The organism is Streptomyces sp. NPDC007863, from assembly GCF_040633895.1.
Taxonomy (GTDB): Bacteria; Actinomycetota; Actinomycetes; order Streptomycetales; family Streptomycetaceae; genus Streptomyces.
The window spans coordinates 41,066-63,540 of record NZ_JBEYEI010000027.1; the positions used below are offsets into that span (position 1 = coordinate 41,066).

The following is a 22,475-nucleotide window of genomic DNA, read 5'->3' on the forward strand; positions in this document are numbered from 1 at the left end:
GCCGGCCTGGCCCGCACCGGGCGGCCCGGAGCAGCCTGACGGCATGATCTTCATCGCCGTCCGCTTCACCGTCCGTCCCGACCTCGCCGACCAGTGGCTCGACCTCGTCGCCGACTTCACCGCCGCCACCCGCGCCGAACCGGGCAACCTCTTCTTCGACTGGTCCCGCGGCGTCGACGACCCGAACGTCTTCACCCTCCTGGAGGGGTTCGCCGACGACGAGGCCGGCGCCGTCCACGTCGCCTCCGACCACTTCGCCGCCGGCCTCGCCGCCATGGCGGGGGCCGTCGCCACCACCCCCGAGATCATCAACGTGAAGACGGAACAGCCGGGCTGGGGCCCGATGGCGGAGCTCGCGCCCGCCGACGCCTGATCCCGCCGGGGCCCGCCCGCCCGCCTGATAGGTTCGCCGCACAGTACGGGCGGTCGAGCGGGCGGCGGGCCCGGGCCGAGGGGAGAAGCGGCACATGGCGGTGAGCGGGCGACAGACCGGCAGGCCCACCCTGGAGGAGGTCGCGGCCCGGGCCGGAGTCGGCCGCGGCACGGTCTCCCGGGTCATCAACGGCTCCCCGAAGGTGAGCGAACAGGCCAAGGCGGCCGTCGAGCAGGCCGTCGCCGAACTCGGCTACGTCCCCAACCGCGCCGCCCGCGCCCTCGCCGGCAGCCGCACCGACGCCGTCGCCCTCGTCGTCCCCGAGACCGAGGCCCGGCTCTTCGCCGAACCGTACTTCCTCGACATCATCCGCGGCGTCAGCGGCGAACTCGCCGCCGCCGACAAGCAGTTGCTGCTCACCCTGATCCGCAGCGACCAGGAGCGGCAGCGCTTCGAGCAGTACCTCGCCGCCCAGCGCGTCGACGGCGTCCTGCTCGTCTCGGTGCACGCCGACGACCCGCTGCCCGACCAGGTCCGCGCCCTCGGCCTGCCCGCCGTCCTCAACGGCCGCCGCCGCGAGGACGAGCCCGTCGCCTTCGTCGACTCCGACAACACCGGCGCCGGCCGCACCGCCGTCGCCCACCTGGCCGCCGGCGGCCGCCGCCGCATCGCCACCGTCACCGGCCCCCTCGACATGTACGGCGCCCGCTGCCGCCTCGACGGCTACCGCGAGGGCCTCGCCGAGGCCGGGCTCCCCGCCGACGACACCCTCGTCGCCACGGGCGACTTCACCGAGGAGGGCGGCCGCCGCGCCATGCGCGAACTCCTCGACCGCGCCCCGGACCTGGACGCCGTCTTCGCCGCCTCCGACGTGATGGCGGCCGGCGCCCGGGCCGTGCTGCGCGAGGCCGGCCGGCGCGTCCCCGAGGACGTCGCCCTCGTCGGCGTCGACGACTCCGCCGTCGCCCGCCTCATGGACCCGCCGCTCACCAGCGTCCGCCAGCCCATCGAGGAGATGGGCCGCACCATGGCCCGCATGCTCCTCGCCGAGATCGCCGCCCCGAGCGAACCCGACGACCAGCCCCGCCGGATGCTCCCCACCGAACTCGTCGTGCGCGCGTCCTCCTGAGGCCCCGCCCGCCTCGCCGGCCCGCGCGTCCTCCTGAGACCCCCGGCTCACCGGCCCGTTCCCCCGCGCGCTTCCCCGTCGGGTTCACCCGGCCGTGGCATGATCGCGTCACCGTCGGCACCGGGCCGGCGACGACCGGGGGGCCGTCATGGAGTGGTACCTGATACCCGGGGCGTTCGCGCTCCTCCTCGCCGTGAGCGGTGGCGCCACCCTCCGCACCGGCTTCGTCCTGCCCTGGCTCCGCCACCGGGTCCGGCGGGTCCCGCTCTACGGCTGGGCACAGCTGATCATGGCCGGATCCTTTCTCCTCCAGAGCGCGGGCGGATTCGCCGGCGAGCCCGCCGCCGGCTCCGCCCTCGGCCTCGCCTCCGTCCTCGCCCTCCTCGCCGGCCTCGTCCTCCTCCTCGTCGCCCAACTCGGCTCCGGCCGCGACTGAATCCACGCCCGGCGTGTCGTTCGGGTGATCCCAGCAGGCGGCCCGGGCGCGCGTGGGTTCGAATCGGGGCATGGCTTCCTACGACAGGCGCATAGGCGGCTCCCCGAGGCCGCCGAAGGCCGGTGACACCTGGTGGTACGCCGCCGTGGCCGGCGAGGCCGCGGACTCCTTCAGCACCCGCGTCCGCACCCGGACCCGGCGTGCCTGCCTCGGGGCCGTCCTGCTCCTCACGCTCGTCTACGCCGGGCTCGTGCTCACCGCCACCGGCCGCCGCTGGGGCGACGCCGCCGTCACCGGCCGGCGCGCGGACACCCGCGTCGCCGCCTTCGTCCGCGACCACCCCTCGCTCGCCGGGGCCGCCACCCTCTCCCTGGTCCTCGCCTGCGTCCTCCTCGTCGGCCTCGGCGCGCTGCGCAAGCGGTACGCGCTCACCGGCGCCGCCGCCGGAGCCGTCGCCGTCTCCCTCGCCGTCACCGGACTCCTCCAGCGGTACGCCCCCCGCCCCCGGCTCGCCGACGGCGCCGGGGCGCTCGTGCCCAGCGGCTTCCCCAGCGCCACCGCCACCCTCGCCTTCGGGGTCGCCTTCGCCCTCCCCCTGGTCGTGCCCCGGCGCTCCCGGGGCCTCGTCACCGGCGCCGCCACCCTGTGGGCCGTCCTCCTCGGCGCGTACTCGATCGCCGCCGGCGACCACCGGCCCGGCGACGTCATGGCCGCCGCCCTGCTCGCCCTCGCCGTCCAGTGCGGACTGATCGCCCTGCTCGCCCGCCGAGGGAAGGTCCGCCCCGGCGCCCGGCGCGGCACCACCCTGCGCGGCCTCCCCGCCACCCTGCCGCTCGCGTTCGTCGCCGCCGGCGGCCTCGTGGCCGGATTCCTGCTCCTCGGCGACACCCTCGGACTGCCCGCAGCCGCCCCGTACGACCCCGACGAGCTCGCCCTCGCCCACCGCTGCGGCCAGGGCCTCGCCGCCGGGGTCGGCGCCGCCGCCGGACTGGCCCTGCTCATCCTCGTCCGCCACGTCGACCTGGACGGCGGGCCCGCCTCGTACCGGCTCGGAGGCCCCTTCGTGGAGGACTCCGGAGCCCCCGACCAAGGTGAGCTCGTGGGGCCCTTTACGGAGAACCACGATCACGAGATATCTTGATGTCGAGCAATCTCGCATACGCAGACGTGGAGCGGAGCACCTGGTGACTGACTCGACCATCATCTACACCCACACCGACGAGGCGCCTGCCCTGGCGACGTACTCGTTCCTGCCCGTGATCCAGGCGTACGCCTCCACGGCAGGTGTCACGGTCGAGACGCGTGACATCTCGCTCGCGGGCCGCATCATCGCGAGCTTCCCCGAGTTCCTCCAGGAGGAGCAGCGCATCGGCGACGCCCTCGCCGAGCTCGGCGAGCTGGCCAAGACGCCCGCGGCCAACATCATCAAGCTGCCGAACGTCTCGGCCTCGATCCCGCAGCTGAAGGCCGCGGTCGCCGAGCTCCAGGCCCAGGGCTACGCCCTCCCGGACTACCCGGACGACCCGAAGACGGACCAGGACAAGGACGTCCGCGCCCGCTACGACAAGATCAAGGGCTCGGCCGTCAACCCGGTCCTGCGCGAGGGCAACTCCGACCGCCGCGCCCCCGGCTCGGTCAAGAACTACGCGAAGAACCACCCGCACCGCATGGGCGCCTGGACCCCCGAGTCCAAGACCAACGTCGCCACCATGAGCGAGAACGACTTCGCCTCCTCGGAGAAGTCGGTCGTCATCGCCGCGGACGACACCCTGCGCTTCGAGTTCACCGCCGCCGACGGCACCACCACCGAGCTGCGCGCGCCGCTCAAGGTGATCGCCGGCGAGGTCGTCGACGCCGCCGTCATGCGCGCCGCCGCCCTGCGCACCTTCCTCAGCGAGCAGGTCGCCCGCGCCAAGGCCGAGGGCGTGCTCTTCTCCGTGCACCTCAAGGCCACGATGATGAAGGTCTCCGACCCGATCATCTTCGGCCACGTCGTGCGCGCCTTCTTCCCGAAGACCTTCGACCGGTACGGCGAGGCGCTCGCCGCCGCCGGCCTCTCCGCCAACGACGGCCTCGGCACCGTCCTCGGCGGCCTCGACGCCCTCCCGAACGGCGCCGAGATCAAGGCCTCCTTCGACGCCGAGCTCGCCGAGGGCCCCGCCCTCGCCATGGTCGACTCCGACAAGGGCATCACCAACCTGCACGTGCCGTCCGACGTCATCGTCGACGCCTCGATGCCGGCCATGATCCGCACCTCCGGCCACATGTGGGGCGCCGACGGCCAGGAGGCCGACACCCTCGCCGTCCTCCCGGACCACAGCTACTCCGGCGTCTACCAGGCCGTCATCGAGGACTGCCGCGCCCACGGCGCCTTCGACCCGGCCACCATGGGCTCCGTCCCGAACGTCGGCCTCATGGCGCAGAAGGCCGAGGAGTACGGCTCCCACGACAAGACCTTCGAGATCGCCGAGGCGGGCACCGTCCGCATCGTCGACTCCGAGGGCACCGTCCTCCTGGAGCAGGAGGTCGCCGAGGGCGACATCTTCCGCGCCTGCCAGACCAAGGACCTCCCGATCCAGGACTGGGTCAAGCTCGCCGTCACCCGCGCCCGCGCCACCGGCGCCCCGGCCGTCTTCTGGCTGGACGAGAACCGCGGCCACGACGCGCAGATCATCGCCAAGGTGAAGCAGTACCTGCCGGAGCACGACACCGAGGGCCTGGAGATCAAGATCCTGTCCCCGGTCGAGGCGACCAAGTTCTCCCTGGAGCGCATCCGCCGCGGCGAGGACACCATCTCCGTCACCGGCAACGTGCTGCGCGACTACCTGACCGACCTCTTCCCCATCCTGGAGCTGGGCACCAGCGCCAAGATGCTGTCGGTCGTCCCGCTGATGGCGGGCGGCGGCCTCTTCGAGACCGGCGCCGGCGGCTCCGCCCCGAAGCACGTCCAGCAGCTCGTCAAGGAGAACTACCTCCGCTGGGACTCCCTCGGCGAGTTCTTCGCGCTGGCCGCCTCCTTCGAGCACCTGGCCACCACCACCGGCAACGCCCGCGCCCAGGTCCTCGCGGACACCCTGGACCGCGCCACCGGCACCTTCCTCAACGAGGACAAGTCGCCGACCCGTCGCGTCGGCGGCATCGACAACCGCGGCAGCCACTTCTACCTGGCCCTGTACTGGGCCCAGGAGCTGGCCAAGCAGACCGAGGACGCCGAGCTCGCCAAGGCCTTCGCCCCGCTCGCCGAGACGCTCACCGCCGACGAGCGGAAGATCGTCGACGAGCTGAACGCCGTCCAGGGCTCCCCGGCCGAGATCGGCGGCTACTACCAGCCCGACCCGGCCAAGGCCGCGGCCGTGATGCGCCCGTCCGCCACGTTCAACGAGGCCATCGCGTCCCTCGCCTGATCCGGCACGCGACGCACGCCGCCCCGGCCGGAGCGATTCCGGCCGGGGCGGTCGCGTCGGTGGCGCGTACGCCATCCGGGTGTGACCCTGGAGGGCATGAGCTGGGCATCTTGGACGACCGCCGGTGTGTACACCGGGCGTGGTGGGGTGCTGACCGTCGAAGGCGGAATCGTCACGGGCGACCTGACCGTGCACACGACCTTCGCCGACGGTGAGGCACGCGTGGCCGTGCAGTACAGCGGCGCCTCCGACTGGTTCACCATGTCGGGAAGTCCTGTCCCCTGTTCCTCGGAGGAGGAGAGCCGTGAGCTCCACGACGCGGTCGTGGAGGCGGTGAGGGAGGGCGCCGGGGCCACCGTCCCGCGCCTGCCGCATCCGACCGGCTAGAAAAAGTGTTATCCCCACCCGGCACCGCGCGTCTCCAGCAGGACGGGGACAGGACCGGGCACGAGGGAGCACCATCCATGCACAGCGACGAGCAGCGCACCACCGCCCTGGTGGAGGCGGCGCGCGCGGGCGATCCGCACGCCAGGGAGGAGCTGGTACGCGCCTTCCTGCCGCTCGTCCACAACATCGTGGGCCGCGCCCTCGACGGCCACGCCGACACCGACGACATCGTGCAGGAGACCCTGGTCAGGGCCCTCGACGGCCTTCCCGGCCTGCGCGACCCCGAGCGCTTCCGGTCCTGGCTCGTCGCCATCGCCATGAACGGGGTGCGCCGCCGCTGGCGGGAACGCAGCCAGGCGCCCGTGCCCGGCCTCGACCGGGCCGTCGACCTCGCCGACCCGGCGGGCGACTTCACCGACCTCACCATCCTCCGCCTCGGCCTCACCGGACAGCGCCGCGACGTCGCCCGCGCCACCCGCTGGCTCGACGAGGACGACCGCGAGCTGCTCTCCCTGTGGTGGCTGGAGGCCGCCGGGGAACTGACCCGCGCCGAACTCGCCGAGGCCCTCGGACTGCCCCCGGCCCACACCGCCGTCCGCGTCCAGCGCATGAAGGAACGCCTGGAGACCGGCCGGACCGTCGTCGGCGCCCTCGACGCCGACCCCCGCTGCCCCGACCTCGCCGCCGCCCTCGCCCCCTGGGACGGCAACCCCTCCCCGCTGTGGCGCAAACGCATAGCCCGCCACCTGCGCGACTGCCGCACCTGCGCCACCGGCACCGCCCGCCGGGGCCTCGCCCCCGTCGAGGGCCTCCTCGTCGGCATCGGCCTGGTCCCGCCCGTGGCCGGCGCCCTCCTCGACGCGGGTACGACCCCGGCGCTCGCGGCGGAACCGGCCGGAGCGGCGGAACCGGCGGGAGGCGCGGAACCGGCGGGAGCCACGGATGCGGCCGCCCTCGGGGACCCGGCGGGCACGGCCGACCCGGCGGGCACGGCGGGGTCCGCCGGCGCCCATGCCGCGCCCTACGCGGCGACCGGGCGCCGCACCGGAGCCGTGGGAGCGGCCGGGGTCGCGGCCGTCGCCGTGCTCGGCGTCTTCGTCCTCACCCTCCCCGAGGCCACCGAGCCCCCGCCCGCACCCCGGCCCGCCGCCGCACCGCCCGCCACCACCCCCGCGGCGACGACGCCCCCGCCCACCTCCACGCCGAGCGCCGCCGCCACCACCCGCCCGGCGCCGCCCACCCGCACGCCCACGACCGCCCCGCCCGCCCCGACCCGCACCACCCCACCGCCCCCCGCCGACCCGGGGGACGAGGTCACCGAGCTGGTCAACCGGCTCCGGGCGGACGCCGGTTGCGCCCCGCTGCGCACCGACCCCCGGCTGACCGCCGCCGCCCGCGCCTACGCCAGGGACATGACGGCCCGCGGCTACTACGGCCACGCCAGCCCCGAGGGCGAGTTCGCGGACACTCGGATGACCGAGGCCGGCTACCGCTGGTCGGCCTGGGCGGAGAACCTCGCCGAGGGACAGAAGGACCCGGCCTCCGTCGTCGCCGGCTGGCGGGACGACGCCGGGCACGCGCGCAACATGCTCGACTGCGCCTACCGCGACACCGGCGTGGCCGCCGCGCCCGGCCCGCGCGGCACGGTCTGGGTGCAGAAACTGGCCGCGCCCGCCAACTGACCCCGGCGCGAGGTCAGTTCTTCGTGCCGAAGTCCTGTACCCACCACGGCCCGTCGGCCGTCAGGGCCACGCCGACCCCGATGTCGCGGAACGAGCAGTTGAGGATGTTCGCCCGGTGCGCCGGGCTCTCCATCCAGTCGTCCATCGCCCGCTGCGGGGTCTTCGGCCCCTTGTGGATGTTCTCGCCCCACGCGGACCAGCTGTAGCCCGCCCGCGTCATCCGGTCCCCGCCGTCGCGCCCCTCGGGGCTGTCGTGGGCGTAGTAGTCGCGCGCCGCCATGTCGTCGGCGTGCCCCTGGGCGGCCTTGGCGAGCCGGGCCTCCGGCCGCAGCGGGCCGCAACCCGCCCGCTCCCGCTCGGCGTTGGCGAGGGCGACGACGTCCTGGACGTAGCCGGAGGCGCGCGCCGGCACCGTCACCGGAGCGGCGGGCACCGCCCCCGTCTGGGGCGCGAGCCCGTCGGAGGCCGTCCCGTCCTGCGCCCCGGCGCGGGCCGGGGGCGAGGCGGGGGGCCGGGTGGGGTGGGACGGGGGTGGGGCCTCGGGGGCGGGGGGCCTGGCCGCGCGGGGAGCGGGAGCCGTGGGCGGGTGGGCCGCGTACAGACCGAGGAGGACGGTGACGACGGTGGCGGCCGTGCCCGCGGTGATCACCGACGCGGCGAAGCCCGGCCGGGGGAGCCCGCGGCGCCGGACCGGACCGCCGCGGCGGTGGCGGCCGGAGGCGGGGGAGCGGGGGCCGGGGTGGTGGGGGTGTTCGTGGGGGTCGGAGGGGTCGGGACCGGGGGGACCTTCGTACCGCATGGGGCTCCGCTCTCTCGCCTGCGCCGCCGTCCGGTCCGGGGCCGGTGGGTCCCGGGGCGACGGGGTCAAGGCTTTCCGCCCGCCCGCGCCCCGACACCCGACGTCAACCCGGCGGGTCAACTCCGCGCGTCAACCCGCCGCGCCGGCTTGACGCGGCGGCCGCACGGGTGCAGCGCGTCGGCCCGCTCTCAGCCCTGGGGGATCACGGCCACCGGGCAGGGGGCGAGGTGCAGGGCCGCGTGGGCCACCGAGCCGATCCGTCCGCCCAGCGCGCCGCGCTTGGCGCGGCGGCCGACCACGAGGAGCTGCGCGGCCCCGGAGGTGGTGAGGAGGACCTGGCCGGCACTGCCGAGTTCGACGTGCTCGGTCACCGGCACGTGTGGGTAGCGCTCGCGCCACGGCGCGAGCGCCTCGCGGAGGGCCTTCTCCTCGAAGGGCACCAGGCCGCCGGAGTCGTCGGCCAGCCGCAGCGAGGCCGGGCTGAACGCGTACAGCGACGGCAGGCTCCAGGCGCGCACCGCGCGGATCGAGGCACCCCGCGCGTCGGCCGTCTCGAACGCGAAGCGCAGCACGCCCTCGCTGTCCTCCGGGGTGCCCTGCTGGCCCACCAGGATCTCGCCCGTGGGCGGTTCGGCCGCCCGGTCGTCGCGGGCGCGCACGGCGACCACCGGCCGGGTCGCGGCGGCGATGATCTGCTGCCCGTACGAGCCGAGCAGGAACCCGGCCACCGCCCCGTGCCCGCGCGAGCCGATGACCAGCATCCCGGCGTTCTCCTGCGCGGCGAGCAGCGCCGCGACCGGAGTGTCCTTCAGCACCTCGGCCGTGACGGGGAGGCCCGGATGACGTTCCGTGATCTCCCGTTCGGCGGCCCGCAGCACTTCCTCGGCCGCCTGCTCCTGCGCGCCCTCGTCCTGGACCAGCGGCAGGTCGAGCGGCTCCCAGCGCCAGGCGTGCCCGAGCCGCAGCGCGACCCCCCGGTGCCCGGCCTCCCGCGCCGCCCACTCCGCGGCGGCGAGACTCTCCGGCGATCCGTCCACCCCGGCCACGATCTCCGTCCCCGTACGGAACTCCTGGGCCTCGCGACTCATCCGACGTCCTCCCTGACAGCGCGCGTCGGGTCCGGCCCGGCGGCCGGTCCCCTTCCACCCCCCAGCTTGGGCCCATCGGCCGTCGGAGGTGAGGGACGGAGGTCCCGACATGCCGGACCGTCCGTCCCCGGGGTCAGGCGCTGCGGGCCAGCCGGGTGTGGCCGTTGTGGAGGTAGTGGTCGCCGATGTCGCGGAGCCGGTGGGCGGGGCGCGTACGGGCCGTGAGGGCGCGGGCGTTGCGCCAGAAGCGGTCGAAGCCGGGGCCGCCGCCCCCGGCGCCCGGCGCGGCGGGCGGGGCGCCCTCGACGAGTTCCAGGATGCGGGTGGTCAGCTGGACGGCCGCCCGGCCGGTGACGGTCTCGGCGGCGGCGACCAGGACGGCGAGGTCGGCGCGTTCCTCGAAGCCGAGCGTCCAGCCCGCCCGCAGGCCGCCCGCGAGGGCGTCGGCGGCGCGTTCGGCGACGGCGGCGGCGGTGTGGGCGGCGGTGGCGAGTTCGCCGTAGGAGAGCAGCAGGTACGGGTCGACGGGCTGGTCCTGCGCGGGGGTGGCGCGGGGGGCCGGTTCCGGCGGCGGGGCCGTCCGGTTGACGTCCCGGGCCTCGGCGAGCGCGCCCTCCGCGATGCCGAGCGCCACGTGCACGAGGAGCAGCCGGAGGACCAGCGGGGCGAGCGTGGTGAAGGGGGCGACCGCGTGCTCGTCGGCGGGGAGGATGCCGAGGACCCGGGACCGGGGGACCGGCACGTGCTCGAAGACGACCGTGCCGGCGCCGGCGAGCCGCTGTCCGACCCGGTCCGCCGCCGGTTCCGTGAACACGCCGGGCCGGGCCGGGTCCACCAGCACGACCACCAGGTCGCCGGTGCCCGCCGGGCGGGCGGCGACCACCAGGCGGTCGGCGACGGTCACGGCCGAGTCGAAGGCGCGGCGGCCGTCGAGGAGCCAGCCGCCGCGGTCGGCGCGGGTGAGGGCGAGGCCGGGGGAGCCGGCGGGCGGCGTGGGGTCGGTCGAGCCGGCGAGCAGCCAGCCCTCGGCCGCCGTGCGGGCGTCGAGGCGAGGGAAGGTTTCGCCTGGCCGGCCGGCGGGCCCCGCGGATCCGGTGAGCCCTGACGGCGTCGCGAGGAAGCGGCTCGTCCAGGACAGGGCGTAGTGGTGGGCGAGGAGTTCGCCGACCGAGCTGTCGGCGGCGGACAGCTCCCGCACGGCGGAACACGCGGTCCGCAGGTCGGCGCCGTGGCCGCCCCCGCCGAGCGCCGGGTCGGGGTCCGCCGCCGTCAGGAAGGCGGGGAGCCCCGCCTCCTGGAGGCGTCCGACCTCGTCGCCGGGGGCCTTGCCCGCCCGGTCGCGGGCCTGCGCGTCGACGGCCAGGTCGTCGGCGAGTTCCCGGACGATCCGCCGCCAGAGCGTGTCGTCCCTCGGCGTCGTCTGCTGTGTGCTCATCCCACCCCTCCTGCCCACCCGTTAATCCCACCGAATTAGTAGGGATAGTGGCAGAGCGGGGTCCCGGGCCCCAAGAGGCGTCCATCATGCGGGCGCAAGGGTTTCGAGGTGTGAGACCGGAGTGAGGGCGGGGTGAGGCTGGAGACAGGCCGGAGTGGGGTCGCGTCAGGTCGTCGCAGGTGGGGGCGGGTTGGGCGGCCGGACGTCCGTCAGGGGTTGGTCCAGGCCTCCGGGTCGTCCGCCCGCTCCGTGATCCCGGCCGGCAGCCGCGCCGACGCCACCTCCGCGAGCGAGACGCCCAGCACCTCGCGGACGCTGGCCCGCAGCGCGATCCACAGCGGCAGCAGCGACTCGGCGGGGCCCGTGTAGGTGAGCGCGGGCGGGCGCTCGCCGCGCACCGAGACCAGCGGGCCGTCCACGCAGCGGATCACGTCGGCGACCGAGATCGCCTCGGCCGGCCGCGCCAGCCAGTACCCGCCCCGGCCGCCGCGCTGGCTCTCCACGAGCCCGCCCTTGCGCATGTCGCCCAGGATCCCCTCCAGGAACTTGTGCGAGATGCCCTGCCCCTCGGCGATCGCCTCGGCCTTCAACGGCCCCGAGTCCCGGGCGGCCGCGAGCTGGAGGGCGGCCCGCACGGCGTAGTCGGCCCTGGCTGAAATGCGCATGCGGCGCATTATTCCGTACGACTCCGAGGGGCGTCGGACGGCCGGGCCGAGGGCGCGACTCCGCCGGCGCGGGGTGTGACGGGGCGCCGTTCGAGGGGTCGGCGGAGCGGTCCGGGGGCCGGGGCGGGATGCGGCCGGCCGTCGTGTTCGCGCCCTTGACGGCGCCCTCGGACCGCCCGACACTCGGGGCAGGAATCCGAGTGGATGGGTAGGGAATGATGCGACGGGTCGGCGGGGGTGACGGGGCCGGGACTCCACCGGTCCGACCGCCCCGCCCAGGCGGTGCGGACCGCCACGCCCGTGCTGGCCGTTCCGCTCGTGCTGACCGTTCCGCCTGTGCTGGCCGTTCCGTCCGTCCGGACCGTTCCGCCCGTGCGGACCGTGCGGCGCGTGGAGCCCGTCTGGTCCCCGCCGTCCGTCCGGGCCCTGCCGTGCGGCCGGTCCGGGTTCTGCCGCTTCCGCCGGCGCGGGTGTTGCCGCGCCCGCTCGGGCTCACCTCGCGGCGCCACATCGACCTGCTGCGGGTGTGCAGCGCGGGCTGACCGCGCCCCCGGGCCGGTCGCTTCGCACCGCCTTCCCGTCACTCCGTCGTCGCCGCCGCTGTGCGGGCGTTCCAACCCTGGGAGCACCATGTCCGTCGTCGTCCCGTCCTCGCTGCTGCCCGCCTCCGCCGCGCCCGCCTTCCGGGGGCGGATCGGCCGCGACGCGGCCAGCGGCCACTACGCCGTGCCGTACCGCTATCGCCTCCACGTCGCCCCGGCCGACCCCGACTGTCTGGGGATCGCCGTCACCCACGGACTCCTGGGCCTCGACACCACGCTGCCGCTGCGGCCGCTGCCCGAGCTGCCCGACGCCCCGGACGGTTCGTACGACGCGCTCCGGCCGCTGTACGAGGCCAGCGCCCACCTCTACGCCGGTCCCGCCGCCGCGCCCGTCCTCGGCGACGACTGGACCGGGCGGATCGTCAGCACCCATGTCCCCGACATCCTCCGTGACCTGGCCCTCCGCTTCCGGGGCGACGGACCCGATCTGCTGCCGGAGGAGCACCGGCGGGAGATCGACGCGCTCGCGGCGCTCTGCGCGGACGGGATCCACCGGGCCGCGCAGCGCGCCGGGGAGCTCGGGCTCGACCCGGCGCCCGGCGCCCGCGGGGACGCGGCGGAGGCGCTCGGGGCGCTCCTCGCGGCGCTCGGCGGACTCGACGCGCGGCTCGCGGGGCGGTCGTACGTCCTCGGGGACGCGCCGACCCTCGCCGACGTGTACGTGTGGTGCGCCCTGGTCCGGCTGGACACCGTGCACCGCTGGCACCTCGACGCCGAGGCCGTGCGCCGTGTCGCCGGTCACCGCGCCCTCTGGGCGTACGCCCAACGGCTCGCCTCCCGGCCGGAGTTCGCCCGCCACCTCGACGTGGCCGCCGTCCTGCGCCGGCACCGCGCGCACTGCGCGGGCCGGGAGGCCGCCGGCGCCGCCATCGGGATCGTCGACTGGGGCGCGGGCGGCACCGGCCGCTGAGGGGGCGGCGGTTCAGGCGGCGCGGCGCCCGGCCAGGGGCGCCGTGTCGTCGCCCGCGCCGGCGCGCACGCCGCGCAGGAACGCCTCCAGGGCCTCCACCGAGCTCGCCGCCGGCGCCCAGCCGAGCTCCTCGCGCGCCCGGTCCGTGGACATCACGGGAAGGTGGCGCAGGAGGTCGAAGAGGCCGGGGGAGGCGGGGGCGAGGCGCAGGTGCCAGGCCGTCGCGAGTGCGCCGCGCACGGCGCCCGCCGGGACCTTCACCGGCCGTGCGCCGAACATCCCGCCGAGCAGCGCCGCGTCGACCACCGGGTCCGCCGCCAGGTTGAACGCGCCGCGCACGTCCCGCAGCACGGCCCGCACGTAGGCGTCGGCGGCGTCGTCGGTGTGCAGGACCTGGAAGCGGAGCCCGGAGGGTTCCGGCAGCAGCGGCAGCAGGTCGGGGCGGATGAGCCGGCCCGGCACGAACCGGCCGGCGAAGAGCCGGCGCTGCTCGCTCGCCGACTCCTCCTTGAACAGGAACGCGGGCCGCATCCGCACCACCCGGGTCTGCGGGTGATCGCGCTCGAAGGTGTCCAGGACCCGTTCCAGATAGGCCTTCTCGCGGCTGTAGGCGGCGCCCGGCCAGCCGTGCGTCGGCCAGGCCTCGGAGACCGGCGCGCCGCTCTCCGGCCCGGGGGAGTACGCCCCCACCGACGAGGCGCACACCAGCGCGGGGACGTGGGCGGCCGCGACCGCGTCCCCGACCCGCAGCGCGCCGAGGACGTTGGTCCGCCAGGTCGTCACCGGGTCGTGCGTCGGCCCGAAGCGCCAGGCCAGGTGCACGACCGCGTCGGCGTCGGCGACGTACTGGGCGAGCCGGGGCTCGTCGCCGTCGAGGGACAGGTCGACGGCGGCCCACTCGACGCCGGGGACGTCGAGCTCCGGCAGCCGGCGCGCCAGGCCCAGGACGGAACCGACGCCCGGTTCGGCGGCCAGGGCGCGTACGACGCTGGTGCCCACGTTCCCGGTGGCGCCGGTGACGACCACCCTCAGCCCGGTACTCGTGTTCATGTCTCCGACCCTCCGCCATCCGGGCGGCCCCCGCACCTCGGCCCGCACGGCATCACGGAGGGTGACCGTGCGGGTCGCGCGGGTGGCCGGTCGCGAGCACCATGGAGCGACGCACGACAGGGGGCCGTAACGGAGGAACCCATGCTGCTGCCCGACCGGAACACCGTCGAACGGCTCCTCCGGCACTACCGCGCCCAGGAACAGTGCGTCCTGGCCGGCCCCTGCGACCTCTCCGTCCGCCGCCGCTTCGAGGACACCGGATACACGCTCTGCGTGCTCATGGGCGTCCGCTCGACGGCCGAGGCGCTCCGCGCCGCCGAGCGGTACGTCGCGCCCCGGGCGTCCCTGTGACGCCCCGCCGGCTCCGGGGCCCCGCGTAAGGGAGCGCCGAGGCGGCGCAGAGCACCGCCGCGAGCAGCAGGGCCGCCGGGACGGACCGGGCCGCGACCGGGCCCGCGGCCGCCGCGCCCAGCGCGAAGCCGGTGATCTTCAAGCCGGCGCCGGTGGCGAACACCCGGCCCCGCAGCCGCTCCGGCGTCTCCTCGTACCGGACCGCGAACAGAGCGGTGAGCTGCGGGCCTTCCGCCGCCCCCGCGACCGCGAACGCCACCACCAGGGCGACAGGCCCGCCCGGCGCACCCGTCGCGGCCACCGCCCACGCGCCCGCCTGGGCCAGCGCCGCGCCCCACAGCACCCGCGCCGCCGGCACCGTGCGGGCGAGCCGCGCGTGCAGCGCCGTCGCGACGAGGGAGGCCGCCGCCGCGGCCGAGAGCAGCAGCGCCCCCTGGCCGGGCGCGCCCAGCGCCCGCGCCCCGAGCGCCGGGAGGCAGGCCGCGACCACGCCCTGCGCGGTGGCGCAGCCCACCGAGGTGACCGTGGCCCGCAGCAGCGGCCCCCGGACCGGCACCGCCCGCACCCGTCCGCCCCGGGGGCGCTCCCCGGACGGCGGGGCGGCCGGGGGCAGGGCCCAGGCGACGGGCACCGCCGCCGCGACCAGCGCGGCCGCGACGACCACCGCCGCCGGCGCGCCGAGGAGCAGCGCGGCGCCACCGGCGAGCGCGGGCCCGGCCAGCGCGGCGACGGAGAAGGTGAGCGAGTCCAGGCCGTGCAGGCGCGGCATCCGGTCGGCGGGCGCGAGCCCCGGCAGCTGCGCCGTCCAGCCGCCCGAGAGCGCCGGGCCCATCAGGCCCGTGACCACCGCGAGCAGCGCCGTCACCGCGAACGGCAGCCGGCCGAGCCCGAGGAGGACGGCTCCGAGCCCGGCCGCGTAGAGGGCGAGGGCGCCGGCGAGGAGCCGTCCCGGCCGGGGCGAGCGGTCGAGGAGCGCCCCGAACGCGGGGCCGCCGACGGCCGCCGCGACCGTGGCACAGGCGAGGAGCGCGGCGGCCCCGGAGGTCGAGCCGGCGGCGGCGAAGCCGGCGAGCGCCAGGGCCGGACCGGCCGCCTCGTCGCCGGTCCGGGCGGCGAGCGCACCCGTCAGATGTGCCGCGACGGAAGGGCGGGAGAAGGGCCGGGAGAAGGGTCGGGAGAAGGGGCGTAACGAAGGGCTGCGCATGGCGGCAGAGGCTACGGAGGTAACTCAAAACCTCGCAATATGCGTTACATTCGGCCGATGCCCGTGCTCCCCGACCGGTCCACCCGGCACTCCACCGTCGCCATGGCCCTGCGCACCGCCGCCCTCGTCAACGCCCTGGCCGACCCCTCGGCCGGGCCCGGGGAGATCGCCGCCGTGCTCCTCGCGCACGGCGAACCCGCGCCGGTCGAGGTGACCGCCGAGGACGTCACGGGGCTGCGGGCCGCCGCCGTGCACCTGCGGGAGGTGTTCGCCGCCGGCTCCGCCGACGAGGCCGCCGCCCTCCTCAACTCCCTGCTCGCCGCCCACACCGGCCCCCTCCGGCTCACCTCTCACGGCGGCACGGCCCCCTGGCACCCCCACGCGGACGCCGACGACGACGCGCCCTGGACGGCGTGGTTCCGCGCTTCCGGCTGTCTGGCCCTGACCGTCCTCCTCTGGGAGCGGCAGGCCCCACCCGGCCGCACCTGCGCCTCCGCGAGCTGCGGGAACGTCTTCGTCGCCCACGGCAGCGGGCCCGAGCGCCGCTACTGCTCCCGCCGGTGCGCCACCCGGGAGCGGGTCGCCGCGCACCGTCGCGCGCGCACGGCGACGGCCCCCGGCGCGGACTGAACGTCGGGCCGGGGGCCGTCGCCGTGGTGGTGGCGACCGCGGGGTCAGGCGCGCGGCACCCGGCGCCGCCACGCCCACAGGACGAGGGCCGCCGCGCAGGCCGAGCCCACGAGGGAGAGCGGCAGCGCCACCGACGGTCCCGCGCCCGCGGGCTCCTCGGCGGCGGCGCCGGGCCCGGCGGCCGTGGCGCCGAGGGCGGCGGCCGGGGCACCGGCTCCACCGCGCACGGAGACGCCCCGGGCGTCGGTCCGCTTGCCGCCCCCGGCCCCTGCGGCTCCTGCGGCCCCGACGGCCTCCCGGGACTCCTCCGACTTCGCCGGGAGCAGGGAGCCGACCGGCTCGACCTTGCCCGCCGCCGCGAAGCCCCAGTCGAGGAGGTCGCGGGCCTCCTCGTAGACGGCGAGCCCGCCGCCCGCCTGCGGGTTCATCACCGACACCACCAGGGTGCGGTCGCCGCGACGGGCGGCGGCGACGAGGGTGTTGCCCGCGTTGCTGGTGTAGCCGTTCTTGACGCCGATGATCCCCGGGTAGCGGCCCACCCCGTCCGCCCCGGTGACGAGGCGGTTGGTGTTGGCGATGCCGTACGACCACGAGCCGGCCGGGAAGTCGGCGTAGGCGGTCGAGCAGTAGCGGGTGAACTCCGGATCGCGCACCCCCGCCCGGCCGAAGACCGCCAGGTCGTACGCGGACGACACCTGGCCCGGCGCGTCGTACCCGTCCGGGGAGACGACGCGGGTGTCCACCGCCCCCAGCGCCCGCGCCTTCTCCTGCATCCGGCGGGCCGTCGACTCCCAGCCGCCGCTCATCGCCGCGAGGACGTGCACGGCGTCGTTGCCCGAGCTGAGGAAGACGCCGTTCCACAGGTCGGAGACCCGGTAGGTGTACCCCTCCTTCACTCCGACGAGGCTGCTGCCCTCGCCGATCCCCGTCAGCTCCTCGTCGGTCACCGTGTGCCGCGCGGACGCCTCGTGGTGCGGGAGCAGCGTCAGCGCGAAGAGGGTCTTCAGCGTGCTGGCCGGCGGCAGCTTGCGGTGCGCGGCGCGGGCGGCGAGCACCTCGCCCGTGCCGGCGTCGGCCACCACCCAGGAGAGCGCCGAGGGCGTCGGCACGGCCGGAGCGCCGGCCAGCGGCTGCACCTGCGTCCCGTTCCGGTCGAGCCGCGCCCGGTCCATGAACCGCCGTGCGGGAGGGGTCGGTTCGGTGGGGGAGCCGGGGCCGAGGGCGGGCAGGGCGGGCAGGGCGGCGGGGGCGGCCACCGGGGCGCGGGGCGGGGTCGCGGCGCCGGCGACGGGGGCGGAGAGCACGAGCAGCATCGCGGCGGAGCCCGCGGCGGCATGGCGAACAGCTGACGTGACGATCATTCGGCCACCGTAGGAAGGGGGTGCGCGGAGCGCAGGAGGAAGTGCGCCACCCGGCCTAGAGAACGCGACGGCGGGCGGCGCGTCGTGACGCCGGGCGGGTGGTCGCGCTCCGCCGGGCGGGTGAGCCCCGCCTGCCCCGGCCTCCGCCGACGGCAACTCCGCGCGCGCACCCGCGCGTTGACCCTAGGATGCGGCCGACCCGCCCCGCCCGCCCGGCAGCCCACCCGTCGTCAGGAGCGCACATGGACGCACAGCCCGAAGCCACCGAAGCCACCGAGGCCACCGACGCCATCGAGGCCACCGAAGCCACCGAGGCCCCCACCCGGACGACGCCGGAGCCGAAGGGCCACGCCGGAGCGCCGGAGGCGTACCGGCTTGATCCGGCCGGCGGCTGTCCGCACGCGGTGAACGCGCGGCTGCGGGCCCAGGGGGCCGTCGCCCCGGTGCTCCTGCCCGGGGACATCGAGGGCATGGTCGTCCTCGGGCACCACGCCCTGCGGGACTTCCTCGCCGACCCCGACGTCGCCAAGGGGCCGCGGCACTTCACCGCGCTCGCCGAGGGACGCATACCGGAGGGCTGGCCGCTGCGCACCTTCGCGACCGTGCCCGGCATGACCACCGCCGACGGCGCCGACCACCGCCGGCTGCGGACCCTCGTCAGCAGCGCCTTCACCGCCCGCCGCGTCGAGGAGCTCCGCCCGCGCGTGGCGGCGGTGACGGAGGGTCTGCTCGACGGCCTCGCCGAGGCCGCCGCGGCCGGTGACGGAGTCGCCGACCTGCGCCGCCACTTCGCCCTCCCGCTGCCCCTCGGCGTCATCTGCGAACTCCTCGGCGTCGACCCCGGCCACCAGGACCGGCTGCACCGCCTGTCCAGCCTCGTCGTCGCCACCGACACCGAGCCCGCGCAGGCCGTCGCCGCCAACCGCGAACTCCTCGGACTGCTCGCCGCGATCGCCGAGGCCAAGGCGGCGCGGCCCGGCGACGACCTCACCAGCGCCCTGATCGCCGCCCGCGACGAGGGCGGCGACCGGCTGGCCCAGCAGGAGCTCATCGGCACCCTGCTGCTGATGATCATCGCGGGCCACGAGACCACCCTCAACCTGGTCACCAACGCCGTCCGGGCCCTGTGCGCCCACCGCGAGCAGCTCGCCCTCGTCACCGGGGGACGCGCGAGCTGGGCCGACGCCGTCGAGGAGACCTTGCGCTGGGACAGCCCCGTCAGCTACTTCCCCTTCCGCTACCCCACCCGCGACCTGACCGTCGACGGCACCCTGATCCCGCGCGGCACCCCCGTGCTCGCCGGATACTCGGCGGCGGGCCGCGACCCGGAGGCGCACGGCCCGGACGCCGACCGCTTCGACCTCACGCGGGCCGGCGCGGCCAAGCACCTGTCCCTCGGCCACGGCCCCCACTACTGCCTGGGCGCCCCCCTCGCCCGCATGGAGGCGGCCGTCGCCCTCGAAGCGCTCTTCACCCGCTTCCCGGACCTCGACCTCGCCGTCCCCGAGGCGGGACTGAGCCGCCACGCGGGCTTCGTCGGCAACAGCGTCCGCGCCCTGCCCGTCCGGCTCGGCCCCGCCGCGCGGTAACCGCTCCCCGCTCAGCCGCGCCGGCCCCGGCCCAGGTCCAGGTCCCTGGCGGGGGCCGGCACGCCGGGAGGTGGTGTGGGGGAGGCCCGCAGCGTGGAGACGAGCCGCAGCAGCCGGTCCTCGTTCCCCGCGAGGCCCGCCGCGCGCAGCGCCTCGTCGGCCTCCGCCATCGGGTTCGTCAGCATCACCCCCGCGTACGGGGCGAGGCGCGGATCCGTCATGACGGCCTGGGTGGATTCGAGGAGGCGCAGGTACGCCTGGGCCGCGGCGCGCTCGGTGGCGGTGATGGTGGTCATGTCGGGCTCCCTCTCGACGGCTTGACGCACCCCACCCTCTCGCACGGGTCTGACAACGCCCCTCAGGCCCGCCCGCGCACCCGCGTGACAAGCCGCTCCAGGAACTCCCGCTGCCCCGTGACCAGCAGCGGAGCCGCCTCCCGCGCGGTGAACCACCCCACCCGGTCCAGCTCCGGAAACTCCGCCAGGACCCCGGAGCGCGGCGGCCACTCCATCGAGAACGTCCCCGGCACGACCGCCGCGGGGTCGAGGTCGCCCTCCACCGCCCACACGGTGACGGTCTTTCCGCCGGACTGCCGCACCTCCCCGAGGGCGAGCCACTCGCCCTCCGGCACCGGCAGCCCCAGCTCCTCCCGGAACTCCCGCCGGGCCGCTTCCTCCGGCGCCTCCTCCGGCCCGTACTCCCCCTTCGGCACCGACCAGGCGGCCTGTTCCCGGCGCGCCCAGAACGGGCCGCCCATGTGCCCGATGAGCACCTCGACCGCGCCGTCCTCCGCCCCCGTGCGACGGAAGACGAGCAGACCCGCGCTGCGCCTGACCGTCATGCCGTCAGTCTCGCCGACCCGCAGGGGACGCGCACGGCCACGCGCCCCGCCGCGTCAGCCGGGGGACCCCGGCCGCCCGTCCCGGGCGCCCCCCTCCAGGTACGCCCGGACGGCCTCGGCGGCCCGCCGGCCCTCCGCCGCCGCCCGGACCGCGGGCGTGCCGCCGCGCAGCAGGCCACCCGCCGCGAACACGCCCGGGACGGCGGTGCACAGGGTCGCGTCCACCAGGGGCGCGCGGGTGCCGGGCGCGAGGGGGAGGCCGCCCGCGCGGGCCAGTTCGTGCTCCGGGATCCAGTCGCCGGTGAGGACGAGCGTGTCGCAGCGGATCGAGCGGGTGTGTCCGTGCCGGTTCCGGACGGTCACCGCGGCGAGCCGCCCCCGGCCGGTCAGCTCCGTCACCACCGTCTCCGCCGCCACCGGGACCCCGAGGGCGGCCGCGTACCGCTCCTCGCGGACGACGGCCGCCACCGTGACCCCGGCGCGGCGCAGCAGGCTGACGGCGTGTCCGCCCGTCGGGCCGCCGCCGACGACCACGGCGCGCCGGCCGATCCGCTCCGGGCGCGGGCCGAAGAGGGCGACGGTCCGGTGGAGCTCACCGGCCGTCAGGACCCCCTCGGGACGGGTGCCGGGGAGCAGCCGGGCCGGGCGGGACCGTTCGCGGGCACCGGTCGCCAGGACCACCGCCCGCGCCGCGAGGGTCTCCGGCCCGGTCGGTGTGGCCGTCTCCAGGGCGAGCGGTCCCGCCCAGCCGACGACCGACACGCCGGTGCGCAGCACGGCCCCGGCCCGCCCCGCCGCCCGCACGGCGCGCCGCGCGTACCCGGGGCCGTCGAGGGCGCGCCCGCGCGGGTCCGCGCCGAAGCCCGGGTGGGCGCAGAAGCGGGGCGCGCCGCCGCCCTCGGGCTCCCGCTCCAGGACCTCGACGCGCCCGGTCCCGAGCGCCGCGAGCCGCGCCGCCGCGGCGAGCCCGGCCGGACCCGCCCCGACGACCAGCACGTCGACGGCCCGCGCTTCCCGTGACCACGCGTTCACCGGGCCCCGGCCCCCTTCCCGTACTCCTCAAGCAGGGCGCGCAGGGTCGGCCGGCAGTGGCCGCCCTGGCAGCGTCCCGCACCGGCGCGGGTGCGGCGGCGCAGGCCGGCGAGGCCGGCGGGCGGGACGGGCGAGGCGAGTGCGGCGCGCACCTCGCCGCGCGTGACGTGCTCGCAGTGGCAGACGACCGCGCCGAGCCCGGGGTCGCGGGCGACGGCCGCCGCGTCCCGGTAGGGGCGGGGGAAGGCCTCGCCGAGGTTCGGCACCCGGACGGGGGCGAGCGGCCGCTCGGGGCCGGTCCGCAGCCCGCACTCGGCGAGCAGGCCGAGGACGTGCCCGGCGAGGGCCAGGGAGGCGGACAGGCCGGTGGAGCGGATCCCGCCGACCGTGACGTACCGCAGCGCGGGGTGGGCGGCGCACCGGTAGTCCTCCCGTCCGGTGGCGGCCCGCAGGCCCGCGTACGCGGCCGTCACCTCCTCCTCCGCCAGCGCGGGCACGATCCGCGCGCCCTGTTCCCGCAGTCCGGTGAGCCCTTCGGCGGTCGTGCCGGTGGCGGTGCGGTCGTCGAGGTCCTCGGCGGTCGGACCGACCAGCACGTTGCCGTACACGGTGGGCGTGACGAGGACGCCCTTGCCGAGCGGGCCGGGCACGGGCAGCAGGATGTGCCGCACGAGCGGGCGGGCGTACGTGTCGAGGACGAGCAGCTGGCCCCGGCGGGGCGTGACCGTGAAGTCCCGTACGCCGAGCAGCGCGTCGAAGGCGTCGGCGTGCAGGCCGCAGGCGTTGACCAGGAACCGCGCGGTGAGCGGGCCCCGTGTGGTGACCAGCCGGTGCGGCGCGTCGGCGCGGGAGCCGGGGGCGACGTCCGTCACCCGGCAGCCGAGCAGCAGGTCCACGCCGGACAGGACGGCCTGGGTGGCGTAGGCGAGGGTGGTGCTCCAGGGACAGACGATCGACTCGCCGGGGACGGCCAGCGCGCCGAGCGCGCCGGGGCCGAGGTGCGGCTCGCGGCGGCGGAGTTCGTCCGCGCCGACGACCCGGGTGGCGTGGTGGCCGTTGCGGGCGGCCTTCGCGGCGAGGCCCGGCAGGGCGGCCCGCTGCTCCTCGTCCCAGGCGACGAGCAGCGCGCCGAGGGGCTCGACGGGGATCCCCGTCTCGGCGGCGTAGGCGGTGAGCAGCCGGTGGCCCGCCCGGACGAGTCCGGCCTCCAGGGTGCCGGGGGCGGCGTCGAAGCCGGTGTGGAGGATCGCGGTGTTGGCCTTGGACGTGCCCTCGCCGACGTCGTCCGCCGCGTCGACCAGAGCGACCCGCAGCCGGTGGCGCGCCAGGGCGCGGGCGATCGCGCAGCCGACGACCCCGGCCCCGACCACGACGACGTCGTACGCGTCCTCCGCCCCGGCGGGCAGCGGCCCGCGCCGGCTGACGTGCCCGCCGCCCTCCGCCGGGCCGGCGGTGCCCGGCAGTGGTCCCCGCCCGCTCGCGCCCCTGGCCCGGGCGGCGTCCGTGC

At 77.0% G+C, this 22,475-nt stretch carries 22 protein-coding genes; 11 read left to right on the plus strand and 11 right to left on the minus strand.

What is annotated here, in order from left to right; translation table 11 throughout:
• Positions 1–43: 43 nt before the first annotated feature.
• The 7 genes from ABZ621_RS33170 to ABZ621_RS33200 all read left to right on the plus strand — a co-directional run bounded on the left by ABZ621_RS33170 (position 44) and on the right by ABZ621_RS33200 (position 7,411).
• Positions 44–373, plus strand: a complete 330-nt coding sequence (locus ABZ621_RS33170) for a putative quinol monooxygenase (RefSeq protein WP_360610192.1) — start codon at positions 44–46, stop codon at positions 371–373.
• A gap of 94 nt (positions 374–467) precedes the next feature.
• The gene (locus ABZ621_RS33175; RefSeq protein ID WP_360610194.1) at positions 468–1,502 is read left to right on the plus strand and encodes a LacI family DNA-binding transcriptional regulator; all 1,035 of its coding nucleotides are present in this window, start codon (positions 468–470) and stop codon (positions 1,500–1,502) included.
• Between the two features lie 148 nt (positions 1,503–1,650).
• Positions 1,651–1,938, plus strand: coding sequence for a hypothetical protein (locus tag ABZ621_RS33180; protein ID WP_360610196.1), 288 nt, complete (start codon positions 1,651–1,653; stop codon positions 1,936–1,938).
• Positions 1,939–2,008: 70 nt separating this feature from the next.
• On the plus strand, positions 2,009–3,079 hold the full coding sequence (locus tag ABZ621_RS33185; RefSeq protein WP_360610198.1) for a phosphatase PAP2 family protein: 1,071 nt from the start codon (positions 2,009–2,011) through the stop codon (positions 3,077–3,079).
• Between the two features lie 43 nt (positions 3,080–3,122).
• Entirely contained in the window at positions 3,123–5,342 is a 2,220-nt protein-coding gene (locus ABZ621_RS33190; protein ID WP_360610200.1) for an NADP-dependent isocitrate dehydrogenase, read from the plus strand.
• 96 nt (positions 5,343–5,438) lie between these two features.
• Positions 5,439–5,729 (plus strand): hypothetical protein, encoded by a 291-nt coding sequence (locus tag ABZ621_RS33195; protein ID WP_360610202.1) that lies wholly within the window; start codon positions 5,439–5,441, stop codon positions 5,727–5,729.
• A gap of 77 nt (positions 5,730–5,806) precedes the next feature.
• A complete protein-coding gene (locus tag ABZ621_RS33200) occupies positions 5,807–7,411 on the plus strand; it encodes a sigma-70 family RNA polymerase sigma factor (protein WP_360610204.1) in 1,605 nt (534 codons plus the stop codon).
• 13 nt (positions 7,412–7,424) lie between these two features.
• Here the strand turns inward: ABZ621_RS33200 and ABZ621_RS33205 are convergent, their stop codons facing one another.
• The 4 genes from ABZ621_RS33205 to ABZ621_RS33220 form a co-directional block, all read right to left on the minus strand.
• The gene (locus ABZ621_RS33205) at positions 7,425–8,210 is read right to left on the minus strand and encodes a CAP domain-containing protein (RefSeq protein WP_360610206.1); all 786 of its coding nucleotides are present in this window, start codon (positions 8,208–8,210) and stop codon (positions 7,425–7,427) included.
• A 188-nt stretch (positions 8,211–8,398) separates the two neighbouring features.
• The gene (locus ABZ621_RS33210) at positions 8,399–9,298 is read right to left on the minus strand and encodes a universal stress protein (protein WP_360610208.1); all 900 of its coding nucleotides are present in this window, start codon (positions 9,296–9,298) and stop codon (positions 8,399–8,401) included.
• Positions 9,299–9,431: 133 nt separating this feature from the next.
• Complete coding sequence (locus ABZ621_RS33215; protein WP_360610210.1) at positions 9,432–10,733, minus strand: acyl-CoA dehydrogenase; 1,302 nt, start codon at positions 10,731–10,733, stop codon at positions 9,432–9,434.
• Between the two features lie 209 nt (positions 10,734–10,942).
• The gene (locus tag ABZ621_RS33220) at positions 10,943–11,398 is read right to left on the minus strand and encodes an Rrf2 family transcriptional regulator (RefSeq protein ID WP_360610212.1); all 456 of its coding nucleotides are present in this window, start codon (positions 11,396–11,398) and stop codon (positions 10,943–10,945) included.
• Positions 11,399–12,028: 630 nt separating this feature from the next.
• Between ABZ621_RS33220 and ABZ621_RS33225 the strand changes: the two genes are divergently transcribed.
• On the plus strand, positions 12,029–12,910 hold the full coding sequence (locus tag ABZ621_RS33225) for a glutathione S-transferase C-terminal domain-containing protein (protein ID WP_360610214.1): 882 nt from the start codon (positions 12,029–12,031) through the stop codon (positions 12,908–12,910).
• Positions 12,911–12,922: 12 nt separating this feature from the next.
• On the opposite strand, the gene ABZ621_RS33230 is transcribed toward ABZ621_RS33225, so the two are convergent.
• Positions 12,923–13,960 carry an NAD-dependent epimerase/dehydratase family protein gene (locus ABZ621_RS33230; protein ID WP_360610216.1) on the minus strand — a complete coding sequence of 346 codons (1,038 nt, stop codon included), beginning with the start codon at positions 13,958–13,960 and terminating at the stop codon, positions 12,923–12,925.
• A gap of 141 nt (positions 13,961–14,101) precedes the next feature.
• Here ABZ621_RS33230 and ABZ621_RS33235 point away from each other — a divergent pair, with 141 nt between their 5' ends.
• The gene (locus ABZ621_RS33235; protein WP_360610218.1) at positions 14,102–14,311 is read left to right on the plus strand and encodes a DUF5133 domain-containing protein; all 210 of its coding nucleotides are present in this window, start codon (positions 14,102–14,104) and stop codon (positions 14,309–14,311) included.
• On the opposite strand, the gene ABZ621_RS33240 is transcribed toward ABZ621_RS33235, so the two are convergent.
• Positions 14,238–15,515, minus strand: coding sequence for an MFS transporter (locus ABZ621_RS33240; protein ID WP_360610220.1), 1,278 nt, complete (start codon positions 15,513–15,515; stop codon positions 14,238–14,240). The genes ABZ621_RS33235 and ABZ621_RS33240 overlap by 74 nt on opposite strands.
• 57 nt (positions 15,516–15,572) lie before the next feature.
• Here ABZ621_RS33240 and ABZ621_RS33245 point away from each other — a divergent pair, with 57 nt between their 5' ends.
• A complete protein-coding gene (locus ABZ621_RS33245; RefSeq protein ID WP_360610222.1) occupies positions 15,573–16,145 on the plus strand; it encodes a CGNR zinc finger domain-containing protein in 573 nt (190 codons plus the stop codon).
• 44 nt (positions 16,146–16,189) lie between these two features.
• Here ABZ621_RS33245 and ABZ621_RS33250 read toward each other — a convergent pair whose 3' ends face one another.
• Positions 16,190–17,506 (minus strand): D-alanyl-D-alanine carboxypeptidase, encoded by a 1,317-nt coding sequence (locus ABZ621_RS33250; protein ID WP_360610224.1) that lies wholly within the window; start codon positions 17,504–17,506, stop codon positions 16,190–16,192.
• 242 nt (positions 17,507–17,748) lie between these two features.
• On the opposite strand from ABZ621_RS33250, the gene ABZ621_RS33255 reads away from it, so the two are divergent.
• Entirely contained in the window at positions 17,749–19,095 is a 1,347-nt protein-coding gene (locus ABZ621_RS33255) for a cytochrome P450 (protein ID WP_360610226.1), read from the plus strand.
• 11 nt (positions 19,096–19,106) lie between these two features.
• Here ABZ621_RS33255 and ABZ621_RS33260 read toward each other — a convergent pair whose 3' ends face one another.
• The 4 genes from ABZ621_RS33260 to ABZ621_RS33275 all read right to left on the minus strand — a co-directional run bounded on the left by ABZ621_RS33260 (position 19,107) and on the right by ABZ621_RS33275 (position 22,374).
• Positions 19,107–19,391 carry a hypothetical protein gene (locus ABZ621_RS33260; RefSeq protein ID WP_360610227.1) on the minus strand — a complete coding sequence of 95 codons (285 nt, stop codon included), beginning with the start codon at positions 19,389–19,391 and terminating at the stop codon, positions 19,107–19,109.
• Positions 19,392–19,453: 62 nt separating this feature from the next.
• A complete protein-coding gene (locus tag ABZ621_RS33265) occupies positions 19,454–19,936 on the minus strand; it encodes an NUDIX domain-containing protein (protein WP_360610229.1) in 483 nt (160 codons plus the stop codon).
• A gap of 54 nt (positions 19,937–19,990) precedes the next feature.
• A complete protein-coding gene (locus ABZ621_RS33270) occupies positions 19,991–20,968 on the minus strand; it encodes an FAD-dependent oxidoreductase (protein ID WP_360610231.1) in 978 nt (325 codons plus the stop codon).
• Positions 20,965–22,374: an FAD-dependent oxidoreductase gene (locus ABZ621_RS33275; protein WP_360610322.1), complete on the minus strand. Its 1,410-nt coding sequence runs from the start codon at positions 22,372–22,374 to the stop codon at positions 20,965–20,967. The genes ABZ621_RS33270 and ABZ621_RS33275 overlap by 4 nt, the downstream gene beginning before the upstream one ends.
• Between the last annotated feature and the right edge of the window lie 101 nt (positions 22,375–22,475).